We start from the raw sequence: 16,920 nt of genomic DNA, 5'->3' as shown, positions 1-16,920 counted from the left end.
ATTACGAATTTCAAATTACGAATTACGAAACAAAGATACAACTGAATATTATAATTAGCAATTATTGATTTGTAATTGGTTCTAGTATTGTAATACTGTCTTGACTTTCTTGAATTCTTTCTCGCGATGGAAGATTATTTTCTTAATATTGTAGGTGCCATATTTAGGCGCTTCAATGAATCCTTGCATCGCCGCCTCAGCCAGCCAACCGGAATTCAACCAATCCTTGAGCCACTCGCCCGTATATCGAGGATCATCCTGATCAATACCGGCATTGATTAATGTCAGCCATTTGCGATTAAACTTTTCCTGGCTGCCGATGGGCGGCGCCATAACAATCGGCAGGCCCAAGGCGCAGTAAAAGCACAATTCCGACGGTTTAGTCCATAAGATATCCGTCTCTCTTAACAATTCATTAAACTTCTTGAAATATTCCATCTTTCCCGGTTCATACAAAATATGGATTGATCGATCGAATTCCCGGCAAAGTTTTAATTGTTTGCAAGAATCGCGGAAAAACTTGGCTACATCCTGATTGACGCCGGCCACTAAATTGACTCGCACCTGACCGTCCAAAATCTGTTCGCGCAAACCTTCCACGATGGCAATGCCCAACTCGCGTTGCGCGCCAGCGCCGCCGACGGCAAAAGTGATAGTCAGTGGACGGGTAGCTTTGGTTTTTAGGTTGTGGCGACCCAACTGTGCCACCAAGACTTTCTTGTATTGATTGATATAAACTTTTTGCGGATCCAAAATCGGCAGACGCCGACCCAAATCCTTGCGCAAGATACTTAAACTTTTGCCCACATTTTCTTCAGGCAACGGGAAACCGGTGAAAATCACCCGCTCCGGCTTGACGCCGTACAATAATAAACGATCGGCCACACGGCGATTGGAAGCAAAATAAATAATTCGGCTTTTGCTCGGCTCAGGCGGAACCCAAGCGCGAGAAATATCGGCATCGCATAAAATGCAATAAATTTCCGCCGGATAATCAAAATATTCCGCCATCATAGCGGTGGCGAAAAAAGTCGTTACAAACGGCAGGGGCTTGCGCGATAACTTTTTAATCAAATGTTTGCCCCATTCGCCTTCCTTAAAAAACTTATAAATCTCTTTCAATTGGACGGTGGATTTGGACAAATCGCGACGCGGATAAAAACTGGGGATCTCTTGCAACCGGTCATACAAATCAAACACCGCTTCCCCGATTATCGGCACCATTTTAAAGCGGGAAACGAATTCATAGAATACCCGGCTATTATTCCAGATATATTTATCTTTATCCGGAATTCCGGGGTAGGTGTTGGCGGAAATTATACCGCCTTGGGCAATATCCTTGAACGGATAAGCGGCGCGTTGATGACCGTAACCCATATCCACCGTCACCACCCAAGCCTTGCGAGGCAGAGTTTTTATTTTTTTAGTCGGCATATACTATATTATAGCATACCAAAAACCCCGTTGGCGAGCCAAGCGGGGTTTAATGATAATTTAACTAAACTGAAATTACAGAACAGCTTCCTTAGCAGCTTTTGCCACGCGGAATTTTACGACAGTCTTAGCTGGAATCTTAATGGATTCGCCGGTAGCCGGATTGCGGCCTTCTCGGGCTTTGCGCTGGACTTTGACCAGCTTGCCAATGCCGGGAACAACGAATTCACCGCTCTTCTTTACTTCACTGTAAGCCATGGACACTATCTTGTCCATTAAATCCACGACCTGCTTCTTGGACAGCTCTGTGGCATCAGCCAAAGCGGCGATGATTTGAGATTTGGTCATCTTAGCCATAAATCTTTGTTATTAGTTGTTTAATTATTTAAGTGCGGTCGCGGCGACTTGGCGCCGGATTTATCCACATGTCTGAATTATAACGCAAAACCTTAAAAAAAGCCAATAAAATGTCAATGGTTGCCATTTAAATAACAAATAAAAATAAGTGCCAATCTAAAGTTAAACTGGACACCTTGACTTTCTTTAGAAATATGATACAATAAATTATCAACAAAATAAGCTTAAAATAAGCAAAAAGAACCTTAAAATCAACGATTGGAGGGATAACCATGAAAATCAAGGTTTCTGCCACGGTCATCTTTGAGTTGGGCCTGCTTCTAATTCTAGTATCCGTATTAATCTGCTCCTTGGCCACGGGCCGGCTGGAGATCATACCGCCATTAATCGTTTTCATTGCCATGACTATCGGCTTGCTATTCCTTGAAAGCTGGCTCAGCCGCCAAGGAATCTACAGCGGTTGGTATTATCCGGGGATAGATGACAATGCTGATCTGTCAGATCTGGTACATTCGCCTCCCTGGCCAATAATCAAGAGAAAAATCGAATTACTTAGTCCGGCGGTGCTGTATAACATGAAAATTTCTCCCCCAGAAAAAACGGTCGGGCTGACACCCGGGATATACGAACTAATGTCGTTTGAAGACAGTCTTTGGTGGGAAAATGAGGAAGGCAGTTACGGCTTATCACCGGTAGAATTAGAAGAATTGATTACAAACGGCCAAGCTCACTGGGTATAAGGAGAAGAATAATGATAAAAGATAAAGAAGCCCTACTGAAACAGGCCGAAACGGCAAAATCACTGTTCAAAAAAAAGATCAGGGCTAAGCGCTGGCAAGGCGTGATTTTACTGGTTGGCGTGATTATAGCGTTTTTGATAGGCCTACTATTTGTTATTATGGGAGTTGTCGCCGCTTTAAAATTTCAATGGTTGACTCTGATTGGTTGCGCGAGTGTTGTTCTACCCATGCTGATCATTATTTGCGCTTTAATACAATCATTCAATTGCGTAATATTCGAGATTAGATGCTATCGGTTGTTTTGGGTTGATATGGAAGGAATCAAGAAATTGATTGATTAGAAAAACGAAGCACCCAGTTCTATCACCTTGACCACTTAGCGACCGCTTAGCACTTTGAATTATAAAACCCCTTCGACTGGCCGAAGGGGTTTTAATCTTTTATATAATAATCTGATAATTATTCAACCAAAATTGTCTTTCTAATTTTTTCTGGCCTGGCGAACACGTTCCACTTCTAACAACATCTGTTTGCGCAATCTAATATTAGACGGCGTAATTTCCAAATATTCATCTTCGGCCATAACTTCCAATCCTCGTTCCAGAGACAGTTCCCAGGGCGGGGTCAGTTTAATAGCTTCATCGGCGCCGGAAGACCGCATATTGGTCAAATTCTTACCTTTGATAGGATTAACCGTCAAATCATTGCCTTTGGTTACGTTACCGATAACTTGGCCTTCGTAAACCTCCACACTGCCACCGACATACAATAAGCCGCGATTTTCCAAATTAGCCAAGGCATAACTGGCGGTCTTACCGGTGACCATGGAAATCATACTGCCGACATCGCGTTTTTCTACTTCACCGGCATACGGCTTAAAGCCGACAAAACGGGAACATAAAATTCCTTCACCGCGCGTATCTACAGTGAACTCTCCCCGATAACCCAAAAGTCCGCGAGTAGGAGTTTCAAAAATAATCCTGGTCAGCGAGCCTTCGGTTTTCATATCTTTAATCAAGCCCTTGCGCTTGGACATTTTTTCAATCACCGAACCGGAATAATCGGTTGGTATATCAATGGTCACTTCTTCAAACGGCTCGGATCTTACTCCGACGACGTCTTTGATGATAACCTGGGGCTGGGAAACTGACAGTTCATAACCTTCACGGCGCATGTTCTCAAGCAGAATAGCAATATGCAATTCTCCGCGACCGAAAACCTTAAAATATTCAGAAGAAGAAAAATCAATTTTCAAACCGACATTGACTTCCAATTCCTTCTGCAATCTCTCCTTAATTTGTTTGTTAGTGACATATTTTCCTTCCCGGCCGGCAAACGGCGAGCTGTTGACCAAGAAATTCAAAGCGATAGTCGGCTCGTCAATACTAATAGCCGGCAAGCTCTCTTGACCGGCATCCCGGCAAATCGTATCGCCAATATAAATATCAGGCAAGCCGGCGATCATAACAATGTCGCCCGCCTCAGCCTCGACCGCTTCCTCACGATTCAAACCGCGAAAAGTGAACAGTTTGGTGATTTTCCCGTCCATCACCGTGCCATCAGGCTTCTTGACTACTATATTATCACCATTTTTAATCGTGCCCTCATAAATTCGAGCAATGGCCAAACGGCCCAGATAATCGTCATAAGCCAAGTTAAAGGGCTGGGCGCGCAACGGGCTAGCCGTGTCATTTTTAGCCGGCGCTACTTTAGCGATAATAGTTTCCAAAAGCGGAGTCAAATCATGATTAAGATCATCCAAATTAATTTTGGCAAACCCTTCACGAGCAATGGCATAAACCACCGGAAACTCCAATTGCTCATCAGTCGCGCCTAAATCCAAAAATAATTCAAATACTTCTTCCTGAACAATATCCGGCCGAGCTGCCGGCTTATCAATTTTGTTAATGACGACGATCGGCTTAATGCCCAATTCCAATGATTTCTTCAAGACGAATCTGGTTTGAGGCATGGGTCCTTCCTGCGCGTCCACCACCAAAATAACCGAATCAATGGAGCGTAGAACCCGCTCCACTTCAGAACCGAAATCGGCATGACCCGGAGTATCCACGATATTAATCTTAGTGTCTTTGTAAAACAACGAACCGTTTTTGGAATAAATTGTGATGCCGCGTTCTTTTTCCAGGGCGTTTTGATCCATAGAAAAATCCTCAGACACCATGCCGGTCTGCTTGAGTAATTTGTCGGTCAAAGCGGTTTTGCCATGATCAACGTGAGCGATGATTGCGATATTTCTGATTTCCATAATTGCTTTATTATACAGTAAAATTTAACAAAAGTCAAGGATTCTGCCAAAATAAAAGGCACCGCCGATAAGGCAGTGCCGTAAAATGAGCTAAAATTTCAACTATTCCAAGGGTGGAATACCGACTGCCGGCAACACCTGAGGTTGTTATTTTCCCGAACAAACAGGGCAAGAATCCAAAGCAGCTGGTATGCATTCGCCACAATACTGGCAATAACGGAAAGTAGCACAGAAAGGAGTCGTGGCATTAGACTCTGTCGGTGCCGGAGTTGGTATCGCTGGCAGACAGGAGGTTCCGCACAAAGTACAGCCGGAGCAACACTCTTCCGCCTCAGCCGGATCATCCTTTTCAGCCGGCTTTGTTTCTGATTGCAACCGGCTAGTTTCACCGGAACACTTAAATATTTTTTCCAGTTCTTGCCGGCGCGGATCCCAATCGGGCAACCAGGACGTTATTCGCGGCAGCCATTTCTTTACCAGCGACAGTCTTAGCCTCTGCGCCTCTTTGGATTGAATGAAACGCTTGCTCTCATTAATGCCGTCGGTACAATCAAAAAGCAACTCTAAAAAATCTTTTTGCTGCGATGCAGCATTATCAGTCAACCGTTTCTTTGCCGATTCGGCGGAAGTCAACCAAATACTACGCGAAATAAAATTAGTCAAAACATTAAAAAGAATATGATGGCTTTGGCCGCTCTCAAATTCCTTTGGCGAAAATCTTATCTCTCTAAGCAAAACGAAGGCCTTGCGCCAATCACAGATAATCCGATTACCTTCGTAGTCACGTATTTCTATCAGCCAGTCCTCCGGCGCGTTTATGGATGATTTAACTTTGTCCACATAACGGAAAAATAAATGGACCAACCCAAAACTAACAAAAGGATCTCCTATGCGGCCATCATCAGAACAAAAAAAAGTTCGACAATAACTCCCACTTCGCCATTGACCGAACCAACCGCCCAAACGCAAGACGATATAGTAATCTTTTGCGATATCTATTTTCTTAAAAGCACGAGATATTTCAGTGATTAAATAGAAATTTTCATCCGTTAGACCTTGGTTTCGTATAATAATCAAAATGTATCCGCGGATATTGCGCTGATAATATTCTTTCAGAAAATTAAGCGACGGGCCGAAGAGAAATAAACTTACAACGACTACGCTTATGCTGGAGCATAGCTTCCACCCAATACTGACGGCGGGATGTAACTGTCCGAACATCACAAACGCCATGAAAAGCACAAAACCAACAAAGATAGTATAAAGAAAAATCTTTATTCCTCCGTACGGTATGGGGGCGTAATTGGGAACCTGGGCTTCTGCTATCTTCTTCTGGATCATGGTTTGATCCTCCTATTGGTTACCGACCCCGATTTAAGCCAAAATCGGAGTGGGTGACGCGATGGATTGGCCTGATGCCAACCGATCCGCCGAATTAACCGAAACCGCCTAACCTCACATTAGCTAAGTTTTCCGGCTTAAACACAGATTGTAACGAACTTTTTCGCCTCAATTATGGAGACGATATTTCACTTCAGCTTATCAAAAAACCGGCATAGTGTCAATGGCTTGACGCCACGCCGGAAGCATACTGCATACTAAGCCATTTTTTTGAATTTAACCGTAAAAATCGGTTCATATTCAATCTCATATTCATCCTTAACTTTGACGGTCTCGCCTTTGACTAATTGATTTAAGGCGATATCCGACAAAACAGTATAATCCGATTCCAAATCTATTTTTAAGTCATCTATTTTAGTCAATTCGGAGGACAATTGCTCCCGGACGTCATTTTCAATCTTTTTTTTCCGATCCCTTAATTCCTTCAGTTCATCTGTGATTTTTTTATATTCCGGCAAATTAATTAAGGCGTCGCGATAAATTTCTTTGAGCTTCTTTTGTTCTTTCTTGGTTTCTCTGATACGACTGAACACTTCCTGCAAGTTGGACATAATAAAATAAATGAAAAATTAATAATTAATCTAAGGCTACAAGAAAATTACTGAGCCGTGGCCAACCAACCGGCAGACAATATCTTGGCCACTACATTATTCCTCTGTGACAAAGACGCAGCATGTAACACTACAATCACCCTGCCGTCCTTGGCAATAGCGGCATTGCGTTGTGCTTCCACCAAATAACCGGTTTTGGAGGCCGCCACATCAAATGCCAATAGAGAATAATTGCGATTTGATACTCCGACATTTCGCAATGAACCGTCAGCTTGCTCCACGGTAAAAGTATAATCGGTAAATCGGGTAGCCGAAGATATGAGTTCATTGTCAAAAGCGACCTTAGCAATGACCGCAAACTCTTCGGCTGTGGAAATATTATCAGCCGACAAGCCGGACATCTCTTCAAAGTGAGTTTTGACAAGTCCTAACTCCTTAGCTTTGTCGTTCATTTTCTTAATAAATTCTTTCCGCGTTAAACCGCTATTGTCCGCCAAAATCACCGCCGATTGGTTGGAGGAGGCAGTCAGCATGGAAATCCATAAATCCATCATTCTAATCTTATCGCCGACTTTCAAATTAACCTCGCTGGTGGAACCGCAGGGTTGCAGGGTACAGGGATAGCGTATTTCTTCCGGTGTAATCTCAACGATCTTATTCCAATTAATATTTTGATCTTTTAATACCAACGCGGTCATGACTTTTGACAGTGACGCTAGGGGCAGGATGGTTTGACTGTGATAATTATCTTCGTACTTCTTGCCATTATAACTGACATAAGCAATATCGTTATAAAGCGGATCATAAGTGAATTGATAATCATTCATCGGCACCTGACGCAGACTGGCGTCGGTAGCCCTTAAACCGATAGTTTTGGAAGCGTCAAAAACCTTATTGAAAGTAGCGACGCGGTAAGCATAACCATTACTCGGATTAATGTAATAAATCTGTGATCTTTGGTTGTCTAAAAATACGAATTTGCCGGAATATTTTTTAAGAAAAGAGGCGGAAAGCTTTTTCTGGACGGTGAATTTTGCGATGTCGGCTTGAGCGATACCGACTCCGACTTGGGCGATAAGCTCATACATCTCCACATCGTTTTCCACGATATAACGTGATTTGCCGTCCGAGGCGACATACCAAAAACGATTATCGGTGTTGGCTTGCAAAACCAAACGTCCAGACAACTGCGCCATACTGTAACCCTTATACGTCACAACTGGCTTCTTGGTGGCAGCCAAAACTCCAGACGGCATAATAATTGCCGCCGTCAAGACAAAAAATAAAATATGTGAGATGATTTTTTTCATATATGATAATCTTATTTTATCACAATCACCCCGGTCGAGCAAACTTCGCTTTTAATAACTTAAAAAACGCTTTAATCGGGGTTTAAAAGCTCTATCCAATGTCCTCACTCTATTAGTCAGACTGTCAGAGCGGTTTAGGTTGCATAATCAGTCATTCTATTGTAAAAAAACAACGCCAAAAATCTGGCGCTATTCTAAATACTGATAAATCTAATGTCAACCGTTTAATAGCCGGGCGGTATAATACTGCTCACATCAAGATAATTTACCTCGGGCAAGATTTGAATACTATCAATTGTCGGCAAATCTTGCGCCCAATTCATTTCAACCGTCCTTGTTTCCAATGATTCCAGGCGAGTGATAGTGGCATAATTAACAGCGGCAATGGATCCTCTGCTATAAAGCAGCGCTACGGCATTAACCTGCCAATAACCATAGGATGAATCGTTGCTAATGTCAAAGCTTATGCGCGACGGTTCGCCGACTTTGGTCGGGGACAAATATTGCTCATTTTCAATAACAAAACGATCGCGACTTTTCTGCAGGACGGAAAAGTTCTCTACTTTTTGCCAACGAAAGTTCTCGGCGATAAAATTCGCTTGCGTGCTGTCCGAACCGATGCCGATAAGATATTTATCAGTGCCAGGAAGGATGAAACCGGAACGAACCGGGGAGGTTGAACCGTTGGCGCTTAAACGATAATCAAACAAACCCAGCCAATCTGCATTAGGATTTCTAACTTCTACCGCTAAATCATAATGGCCGGCAGCGGCGGGCAATACTATTACCTCGGAAAACTTCAAGGGCTGGGGGCGACTCTGATCTAAAATAGTTTGAGCGGCTGAAGGCGAATGCAACATGCTGGCCGCTTCGGTATTTAGGCGATTAAAATCCAACAAATAAGTAATTAAGCCGTACAAAGCATAAAGCCAAAATAAAACAGCCACGATGATTAGGAATACAATCAATACCCGGCGCAAAAATAATTTATTGGTCACATACCAATAACTCCATTTTAGTTGTTTACTAGTCAATTCGCTTGAAGGAATAGACGGCATGTTTGTTTCTTCCATATATTTTATTATATCATAAACAAAAATAAAAGTGGAGATTATTCTCCACTTTTATTCCTGACGCGACAAAGAATAAAAAGATTTTAACTCTTTATCCCCCGCCTCGGTTATCAGCCGGCCAAGCTCCAAGGTTAATTGTTTCTGACTTCGTGATTTAAGCTGTGGCCGCCAACCCAGATGAGCCAATAGGTCATAAGCGGACAGATTAAATGCCAGCCGTTGCTGTTTGCCATCTGAAGCCGCATCAAGCTGAACAAAAAAATTGTTCAATAAACAAAATAACTCTTGATCCGGCGACTGGCTGGGAGTCAAAAGATCTACCGTCTCCAAATAGGCTAAAGCATAAACAGCCCGGCTCGGCTCCAGACAAATCGCTTTAAAAACCTGGATGATACTGGCTCCGGCTAAGCGAAAAACCCCACTGCCGGGAGCGGCCATTAATCTGGTCAAGCAAAAAAACTCCAGATGCGACCGGAGTTTGGAGGTCATTTTCTTGGCGCCTTTGGCCACGACGGTAATTTTACCCGACTCTTTGGTATAAGCCGTAACCGCCAAGTCATAATCGCCGCGGGGAGCCTGGCGTAAAATGTAAGCGTTGGTTAAAAAAGTCATCGATTAATATCTAAATATGACTGGAGCATAATCATGGCGGCCAAATCATCATCCTGGACTCCGGGACGCAATTTTTGTGCTTCCTGAGAAGAAAAACGTTCGTCATGAAGAATCACTTCCACCTGAGTATAATTAGCTAATTCCTCGCTGAAGCGCCTGACGTTTTCCGTTTGATTTGAAGATTCGGCTCGAGTATTAATGGGCAACCCCACCACTACTTTTTCAGTATCTTCGGCAATAATAAATTCCGCCAATTCCTTAAGCAAATTTTGCCGACCCGAATTTTTGATTATCTTAAGCGGCAAAGCCATACCCGACTCATCATCGCCCATGGCCAGTCCAACTTTAGCTTCGCCATAATCTATACCTAAATATTTCATAACATTATTTTGTTAAGATTTGATAACCATCAGCAGTAACGGCGACCGTATGTTCAAAATGCGCTGATAGCGACCCGTCACTCGTAACAATCGTCCAGCCATCATCCAAAGTGTCAACCTCCCAGCCACCTAAGTTCAGCATGGGCTCAATCGCCAACACCATGCCTTCTTCCAAAACTGCATCCGGCACGCCAGCCGGCCAAAAATTGGGCACCTGCGGTTCTTCATGGGCGGCGAAGCCAACGCCATGGCCGCACATCTGCCGTACCACGCCAAAACCGTTTCGCTCAGCCTCGGCTTGGATGGCTTTAGCGATGTCGGATAACTTTTTACCCGATTTGATTTCTTTGATGCCCAAATACAACGAATCCTTAGTAATAGTCATTAAACGTCTGGCTTCTTGCGTTATAACTCCCACAGCCACGGTTCGCGCCATGTCAGTATATAATCCTTTATACTTTATTCCGCAATCAAGCCCGACAATATCACCCTCCTTTAAACGGCGATTATCATCAGGAATGCCGTGAACCACTTCTTCATTGGTGGAGACGCATAAAGCCGCCGGGTAAACGTGTTCCGCCCAAGCGGCTTTATAACCCTTGAAACTGGCCGTTGCCCCGTATTCCTTAATTAGTTGCTCGGCATAATCATTGAGTTCGGCCGTAGTGACGCCGGGCTTTATCCGCTTTTCCACTAAATCCAAAATTTTGGCCAAGATTTTACCGCCTTCCGCTATAATCTTAATTTGTTCTTGGTTTTTAAGTTTAATCATAAATTAATTATAACTTATCGGCTATTTTTTTACCAACTTATCTAGCTTAATTTAGCTAAATTTAAACAAATAATAAATTAATAATCAAGTTATGGATAAATATATTGACAAAAAAACAAAGTATGCTATAATACTATATTGAAGTCTTTAGGAAAAGGGACATTACAAGGAGACACTAAGGAGACACTTATGTGGGATATGATCAAAAAACGTTGCCAAGAATTCGTCGAAGAATACCGGATGTGGAAAAAGTTACACAAAACGACAGCACCGGATTGCCGCGGACAACTTCTGTGGGAGCTCCTAATGAACCCAAATGATCTGAGACAGCGATACGAAGCTGAACAGCAATTCCAGCGGAATATGGACAGTCGCTGGAAAAAGTAAGATCGAATTAATAACTAGCAAAAGGAGAAAAAACATGATACTCTATATTGGCTTAGTATTAATGCTCGCATTAGCATACATAGGAACAATAGTCTGGGAAGGAGAAAAAAATAAACAGATTTCCACTCGGGACGCGTGTTTTGCTTATATTTTTTTGATAATATCGGCATCCGCCCTACTAACCCAAATGATACGTATTGCACTTCTGCACAGTCTTATTCCACATTAATAAAATCGCACAAAAAACCCCGAGTCTGCAATTGCGCCGACCCGGGGTTTTTAATTTATATGAATCTATTCCCAGCCGATCCTGCCTCGTAAATCTCCTACCATTTTTCTGACGATTTGCTGATAAACTTCTTCAATATGTTTTTCGCCGTCAATCTCCATTAATAATCCTTTATCCTGATAAAATTTAACAATGGCATCGGTTTCACGGTGATACACTTCCAAACGTGATTTAATGGTCTCCTCTTTGTCATCATCACGCTGGAATAACGGCTCACCGCAAATATCACAGACTGCCGAATCCTTAGGCGGTGAATACTTCAAATGAAAAGTATGGCCGTTCTTACAGACCCGACGACCGGACATGCGCTCCACAATCGTCTCATCAGAAACATTAATCGAAAATACATAATCAACATCCGCGCTTTTATCCAAAAATTCCGCCTGTTCCAAAGTACGCGGAAAACCGTCCATAGCATAGCCTAAACGGCAATCATCCTGCTTAATCCTATCGGCTACCAAGCGGTTAACCAACTCTGTCGGAACTAATTGGCCTTTATCCATATAACCCACAACTTCGACAGCTAAAGGATTAGAAACATCGGATTTGATGGCGTGCAAAATAACACCAGTAGAGATGTGCGGGATATCAAAAGTCTTAGCGATAAGTTCAGTTTGAGTTCCTTTACCGGAGACTGGCGGGCCCAAAACAATTAGCTCGAATGGCTTGTCATTTTTATTCATAGATAATTCAATTAGTAATTTATACTTCCTCCATCTTAACTTAAATGTAACAAAAAATCAACTAAAAAGAGACGTTTGTACGCCTCTTTTTATATATTTTAATAAAAATTATGATTGGTAATTGACTTAGATTTCTTCGTAATCCCTCATAGCTAACTGGGCATTAATCTGATTAACGGTTTCAATAACCACAGAAACAACAATCAAAAGCGAAGTGCCGCCGATGGCCATACTCCTAGTACCGGTTAAGCCGGCGGTAATCATCGGCAAAACAGCTATAATACCTAAAAACAACGCGCCGGTTAAAACAATGCGGGATACAATATTCTGCAAATACTCCTCCGTAGGTTTTCCCGGCCTAGTGCCTGGGACAAAACCGCCTTGCTTCTGAAGATTTTCCGCCACCTGTTCCGGATGAAAGACTACGGCCGTATAAAAATAAGTAAAAGCAACCACTAAAACAAAATAAGCAATGCCATAGAACCATTGGTTGCCAAACAGCATAATCACCCATTGGGCGGCGTGGGCAACGACTTCGGTTTTCGCCTGGGTAAATAACTGAGCCAGGGTCTGAGGCATGATAATTAAAGAGATGGCAAAAATAATCGGAATAACTCCAGCCATATTAACGCGCAAAGGCAGATGACTAGAAGCGCCACCTACAGTTCGGCCGCCACGCATCTGCCGGGCGTATTGCACCGGAATATTTCGTTGGCCTTCGGTGATGATAACCACACCGATAATCGTCACTAAAGCGATAGAGGCAAAAACTACGGTATTAATAATCTCCGCCTGAGTATAATTATTAACTGTTTGAGTGAGGACGCTGGGCAAGCGAGAAACGATACCGGCAAAAATCAACAGCGATATGCCATTGCCGATTTTCTTTTCGGAAATAAGCTCTCCCAACCACATGACAAAAATCGTGCCGGCAGTGATGGAAACAACAGCGACCAGCATATTCATTGGAGTGAAAGAAGCAAATAGGGCGGCGCCACCGGCCTTACGCAATAATTGGATCATGGCCACGGATTGCACAATGGCCAAAGGCACAGTCAGCCAACGTGTCCACATATTAATCTTATTGCGCCCATACTCCCCTTCCTTGGATAATTCCTCCAAAGAAGGCACCACCATGGTTAAGAGCTGAAAAATAATGGAAGAAGTGATGTAAGGAGCCACCGACATCATGGCGATAGAAAAATTGCTCATGCCACCGCCGGAAAAAATATTCATTAATCCCAAAATCTGGTTATTATCAAAAATCCGCTTCAGGCCGGTCGCGTCGATTCCCGATATGGGAATGGTAGCGACGATGCGAGAAACAACCAATATGCCCAACACAAACAAGATGCTGTTGCGCAGATCCTTAAGTTTCCAAATTTGGCTGAACTTTTCGAACATAGAAATTAGTTTATAAAATCAGTAAAGCTAACTATTCTTTCGGCTTCAAAGACTTTTGACTTACTTTATTTCCACTTTGCCGCCGACCTGTTCAATAGCGTCCTTAGCTGAAGCAGAGCAAGCATCAACCACAACGGTCAATTTTTTGGTCAATTTGCCTTCACCTAGAATTTTAACCTGTTTATTGTTTTTATCCAAGAGACCGTGTTGAATTAATTTTTTGATGTCCACAATAACGCCGTCTTCAAAAGCTTCTAATTTGCCAACACTAACGACGGCCAATTTAGGATAAATTGACCTGAAACCGCGCAATTTTGGCGTAGACTGCACTAAACGCTTCAATCCCAAGGCTTTCAAGCCGGAAACGCCACTTCTGGCTTTTTGGCCTTTGATGCCGCGTCCGGAAAATGAACCGCGCTTACCGCCACGTCCGATTTCTTTGGCTTTCTTTCTGGATCCTTTGGCGGGCTTGATATTAGATAATGATAATGACATACGTAATAGCTTATAGCTTATGGCCGGTGGCCCGTAGCTTTATAATATTAACAATTGAATAGGACTAATTAGGCAATTTCGGCTACTACCGCTTTTTCTTCTTTTTTATCTTCTTTTTTTTCCTTCTTGCCGAACTTGGATTTTTTCAGAATAGATAAAGCTTCAATGGTGGCGCGGATGTTGTTAATCTTGTTGCCGGTGCCAAAAATCTTGGACACGATATTCTCAATGCCGGCCAATTCCAAAACAATACGAACGGCGCCGCCGGAGATAATACCGGTACCGGGAGGAGCCGGCTTGAGCAGGACTTTAGCCGCGCCAACTTTAATCCTCACCTGATGGGTGATGGTACCTTCGTGGATCGGCACCTTGATTATGTTCTTCTCGGCTTGACGCACAGCTTTCTGTACGGCTTGCGGCACATCTTTGGCTTTCGCCAATCCCATGCCGACACGACCCTTGCGATCACCGATAACCACGCAGGCGCGGAAACTTAAACGTTTGCCTCCGGCCATAACACGGGTAACGCGGGCGATCTCTACAATCGTTTGATCAAACTCCGGTTTTTCACGCGGAGGTCTTGGACCTTTTCTTCTAAAATCTTTTTTATTGTTATCTTTCAACATATTTATATTTTTAATCCGCCCTCTCTGGCGCCCTCGGCCAAGGCCTTAACCCTGCCGTGATACTTAAATTGGCCGCGATCAAACACGGCGCAAGCGATTCCCTTCTCCTTGGCTTTCTCCGCTAAAAGTTTTCCTACGGCTTGGGACTTTTCCGTCTTACCGCCTTTAACTTTGACTTCTAGGTCAGTAGCCGCCACGATCGTCTTACTATTGGCATCATCGATCAATTGGGCTTGGATATGACTTAAACTGCGATAAACTGAAAGCCGCGGGCAACCGGCTGTACCGGAAACCTTAGCTCGCACTCGCTGGGCTCTTCTTTCGACTCTTAAATTATTAGCTTTGACTTTATTCATAATAATTGCTATTATTTCGCTTTCGCCGCCGCCTTGCCAGCTTTCTTAATAAACTGTTCGCCGACATATTTAATTCCTTTGCCTTTATACGGCTCAACTTTCTTAATGCGTCTAATTTGCGCGGCTGTCTCACCAACCAACTGCTTGCCAATGCCGGAGATCGTCATAATATTGCCTTCAGTTGTGATAGTAATACCTTCGGGAATGGCAAACTCTACGGGATGAGAAAAACCAACATTTAAGACAACCTTCTTGCCGCTGACAGCAAATTTTTGCCCGACACCAGAAATCTCCAACTGTTTACTATAACCATCAGTGACTCCCTTGATCATATTACGGATCAAACTGCCGAATAACCCCCATAAGGCGCGCTGTGATTTGACTTCCTGATTTTCAACACTGACTATAATAGAATTGTCTTTAACTTCAGCGGAAACTAAAGGATGCAGTTTCTCTTGTAAACTGCCTTTGGGACCTTTGACCGTAACCAAGCCGTCAGAAACTTTGACCTCGACTCCGGCCGGAAAGCTAATAGGATTTTTTCCGATTCTGGACATATATTGAATCAATTGAGTAATTGATGATAATAATTAGATTAGTAAACTTCGCACAAAACTTCTCCGCCCGATCCCACTTTTTTGGCTTGACGATTAGTCATCAATCCCTTGGAGGTAGACAAAATAGCAATGCCATAATTATTTATAACAACAGGCAAATTGTCCTTATCAACATAAATGCGACGTCCCGGCTTGGAAATACGATTAATAGCAGTTATTGCCGGCTGGCCGTCTTCATATTTTAAGACAACATTAAGTCCGCCGAATTTATAACCTTCGGTGCCCGGTTGGATTTCTTCAAAATCAGAAATAAAGCCTTCGCGCTTTAAAATTTTGGCAATCTCCAACTTCATTTTGGAAAACGGTATGAAAACTTCACCCTTTTTTATCCGAGAAGCATTCCGGATGCGAGTAAGCATGTCTGCGATTGTGTCAGTCATAGATATAATTATTTACCAAGAGGATTTAGTAATACCAGGAATCTGGCCGCTAGTAGCGAGTTCGCGGAAGCAAATACGGCAAAGTTTGAAATCACGGATAAAACCATGACGTCGGCCGCATCTCCAGCAACGGTTGACCTTTCGGGTGGAAAACTTCGGTTTCCTTTTGGATTTAGCAATTTGTGCTTCGGTAGCCATAAAATATTTAAAATGAAATCTCTAAATTAATAAAATAAGTTATTGTTTCTTTTGGAAAGGAAAACCCAGTAAGCGGAATAATTCACTGCCAGCTTTCTGTTCTCCGGCATTAGTAGTAACAGTAACTTGCAAGCCATGGATACGCTCAACTTCATCAGAGCGGATTTCCGGAAAAACAATATGTTCTTTAAAACCGACTGTCAGATTGCCTTGTTGGTCAATATTTTTTTCTGACATACCGCGGAAATCACGGATGCGAGGCAAAGAAACATTAATCAATTTGTCCAAAAAATCATACATCCTTCGACCACGTAAAGTCACGACTACGCCGACTACCATATCTTCCCGAACTTTAAAGGCAGAGATGGCTTTTCTAGCTTTAGTGCGAACCGGTTTTTGGCCGCTGATTCTGGTTAAAGTATTTTCCACAGCATCAAGAAAGCCACTATCGGTATTGCGGGAGTTTATGCCGACATTCAACACCACCTTAGTAACTTTAGGCACAGCCATAATATTCTTATAGCCGAATTCTTTCTGCAAAGCGGGTACGACCTCTTTTTTATATTTTTCCTGTAAACGTAATGTCATA

General features: G+C 43.0%; 20 protein-coding genes and 1 pseudogene. 2 read left to right on the top strand and 19 right to left on the bottom strand.

Features of this window, described 5'->3' with window-relative positions; genetic code table 11:
- Positions 1-81: 81 nt before the first annotated feature.
- Both WC473_04340 and WC473_04335 read right to left on the bottom strand, forming a co-directional pair.
- Positions 82-1,434, bottom strand: a complete 1,353-nt coding sequence (locus WC473_04340; protein MFA5125019.1) for a hypothetical protein — start codon at positions 1,432-1,434, stop codon at positions 82-84.
- Between the two features lie 75 nt (positions 1,435-1,509).
- A complete protein-coding gene (locus tag WC473_04335; GenBank protein ID MFA5125018.1) occupies positions 1,510-1,791 on the bottom strand; it encodes an HU family DNA-binding protein in 282 nt (93 codons plus the stop codon).
- A gap of 272 nt (positions 1,792-2,063) precedes the next feature.
- Here WC473_04335 and WC473_04330 point away from each other — a divergent pair, with 272 nt between their 5' ends.
- The gene (locus WC473_04330; protein MFA5125017.1) at positions 2,064-2,531 is read left to right on the top strand and encodes a hypothetical protein; all 468 of its coding nucleotides are present in this window, start codon (positions 2,064-2,066) and stop codon (positions 2,529-2,531) included.
- Between the two features lie 11 nt (positions 2,532-2,542).
- Positions 2,543-2,872, top strand: a complete 330-nt coding sequence (locus WC473_04325) for a hypothetical protein (protein MFA5125016.1) — start codon at positions 2,543-2,545, stop codon at positions 2,870-2,872.
- A gap of 140 nt (positions 2,873-3,012) precedes the next feature.
- Here the strand turns inward: WC473_04325 and typA are convergent, their stop codons facing one another.
- The 17 genes and pseudogenes from typA to rplE all read right to left on the bottom strand — a co-directional run bounded on the left by typA (position 3,013) and on the right by rplE (position 16,919).
- Entirely contained in the window at positions 3,013-4,797 is a 1,785-nt protein-coding gene (gene typA, locus WC473_04320) for a translational GTPase TypA (protein ID MFA5125015.1), read from the bottom strand.
- Positions 4,798-4,944: 147 nt separating this feature from the next.
- Positions 4,945-6,138, bottom strand: coding sequence for a hypothetical protein (locus WC473_04315; GenBank protein ID MFA5125014.1), 1,194 nt, complete (start codon positions 6,136-6,138; stop codon positions 4,945-4,947).
- Positions 6,139-6,395: 257 nt separating this feature from the next.
- Complete coding sequence (locus WC473_04310; protein MFA5125013.1) at positions 6,396-6,749, bottom strand: hypothetical protein; 354 nt, start codon at positions 6,747-6,749, stop codon at positions 6,396-6,398.
- Between the two features lie 47 nt (positions 6,750-6,796).
- Positions 6,797-8,059, bottom strand: a complete 1,263-nt coding sequence (locus WC473_04305) for a serine hydrolase (GenBank protein MFA5125012.1) — start codon at positions 8,057-8,059, stop codon at positions 6,797-6,799.
- A gap of 224 nt (positions 8,060-8,283) precedes the next feature.
- Positions 8,284-9,132, bottom strand: coding sequence for a hypothetical protein (locus tag WC473_04300; protein MFA5125011.1), 849 nt, complete (start codon positions 9,130-9,132; stop codon positions 8,284-8,286).
- Between the two features lie 51 nt (positions 9,133-9,183).
- Positions 9,184-9,744: a DNA repair protein RecO gene (gene recO / locus WC473_04295; GenBank protein ID MFA5125010.1), complete on the bottom strand. Its 561-nt coding sequence runs from the start codon at positions 9,742-9,744 to the stop codon at positions 9,184-9,186.
- Entirely contained in the window at positions 9,741-10,124 is a 384-nt protein-coding gene (ruvX, locus tag WC473_04290; GenBank protein ID MFA5125009.1) for a Holliday junction resolvase RuvX, read from the bottom strand. The genes recO and ruvX overlap by 4 nt, the downstream gene beginning before the upstream one ends.
- Positions 10,125-10,128: 4 nt before the next feature.
- Positions 10,129-10,896, bottom strand: coding sequence for a type I methionyl aminopeptidase (gene map / locus WC473_04285; protein MFA5125008.1), 768 nt, complete (start codon positions 10,894-10,896; stop codon positions 10,129-10,131).
- 681 nt (positions 10,897-11,577) lie between these two features.
- Positions 11,578-12,255, bottom strand: a complete 678-nt coding sequence (locus WC473_04280) for a nucleoside monophosphate kinase (protein MFA5125007.1) — start codon at positions 12,253-12,255, stop codon at positions 11,578-11,580.
- A 126-nt stretch (positions 12,256-12,381) separates the two neighbouring features.
- The gene (gene secY / locus WC473_04275; protein MFA5125006.1) at positions 12,382-13,659 is read right to left on the bottom strand and encodes a preprotein translocase subunit SecY; all 1,278 of its coding nucleotides are present in this window, start codon (positions 13,657-13,659) and stop codon (positions 12,382-12,384) included.
- A 60-nt stretch (positions 13,660-13,719) separates the two neighbouring features.
- Positions 13,720-14,154 carry a 50S ribosomal protein L15 gene (rplO, locus tag WC473_04270; protein ID MFA5125005.1) on the bottom strand — a complete coding sequence of 145 codons (435 nt, stop codon included), beginning with the start codon at positions 14,152-14,154 and terminating at the stop codon, positions 13,720-13,722.
- A gap of 143 nt (positions 14,155-14,297) precedes the next feature.
- Positions 14,298-14,780: pseudogene (rpsE, locus tag WC473_04265) on the bottom strand (30S ribosomal protein S5).
- 2 nt (positions 14,781-14,782) lie between these two features.
- Positions 14,783-15,136, bottom strand: coding sequence for a 50S ribosomal protein L18 (gene rplR / locus WC473_04260; protein MFA5125004.1), 354 nt, complete (start codon positions 15,134-15,136; stop codon positions 14,783-14,785).
- Between the two features lie 11 nt (positions 15,137-15,147).
- Positions 15,148-15,693 (bottom strand): 50S ribosomal protein L6, encoded by a 546-nt coding sequence (gene rplF / locus WC473_04255; protein ID MFA5125003.1) that lies wholly within the window; start codon positions 15,691-15,693, stop codon positions 15,148-15,150.
- A gap of 38 nt (positions 15,694-15,731) precedes the next feature.
- Positions 15,732-16,139 (bottom strand): 30S ribosomal protein S8, encoded by a 408-nt coding sequence (rpsH, locus tag WC473_04250; GenBank protein ID MFA5125002.1) that lies wholly within the window; start codon positions 16,137-16,139, stop codon positions 15,732-15,734.
- Between the two features lie 6 nt (positions 16,140-16,145).
- Positions 16,146-16,331 (bottom strand): type Z 30S ribosomal protein S14, encoded by a 186-nt coding sequence (locus WC473_04245; protein MFA5125001.1) that lies wholly within the window; start codon positions 16,329-16,331, stop codon positions 16,146-16,148.
- A gap of 39 nt (positions 16,332-16,370) precedes the next feature.
- Positions 16,371-16,919 carry a 50S ribosomal protein L5 gene (rplE, locus tag WC473_04240; protein MFA5125000.1) on the bottom strand — a complete coding sequence of 183 codons (549 nt, stop codon included), beginning with the start codon at positions 16,917-16,919 and terminating at the stop codon, positions 16,371-16,373.
- Between the last annotated feature and the right edge of the window lies 1 nt (position 16,920).

It is taken from the genome of Patescibacteria group bacterium (assembly GCA_041650895.1).
Lineage (GTDB): Bacteria > Patescibacteriota > Patescibacteriia > 2-01-FULL-39-33 > 2-01-FULL-39-33 > CAISTG01.
The sequence above is the reverse complement of the archived record's forward strand: the minus strand, read 5'-3'. Positions and strand labels throughout refer to the sequence as shown.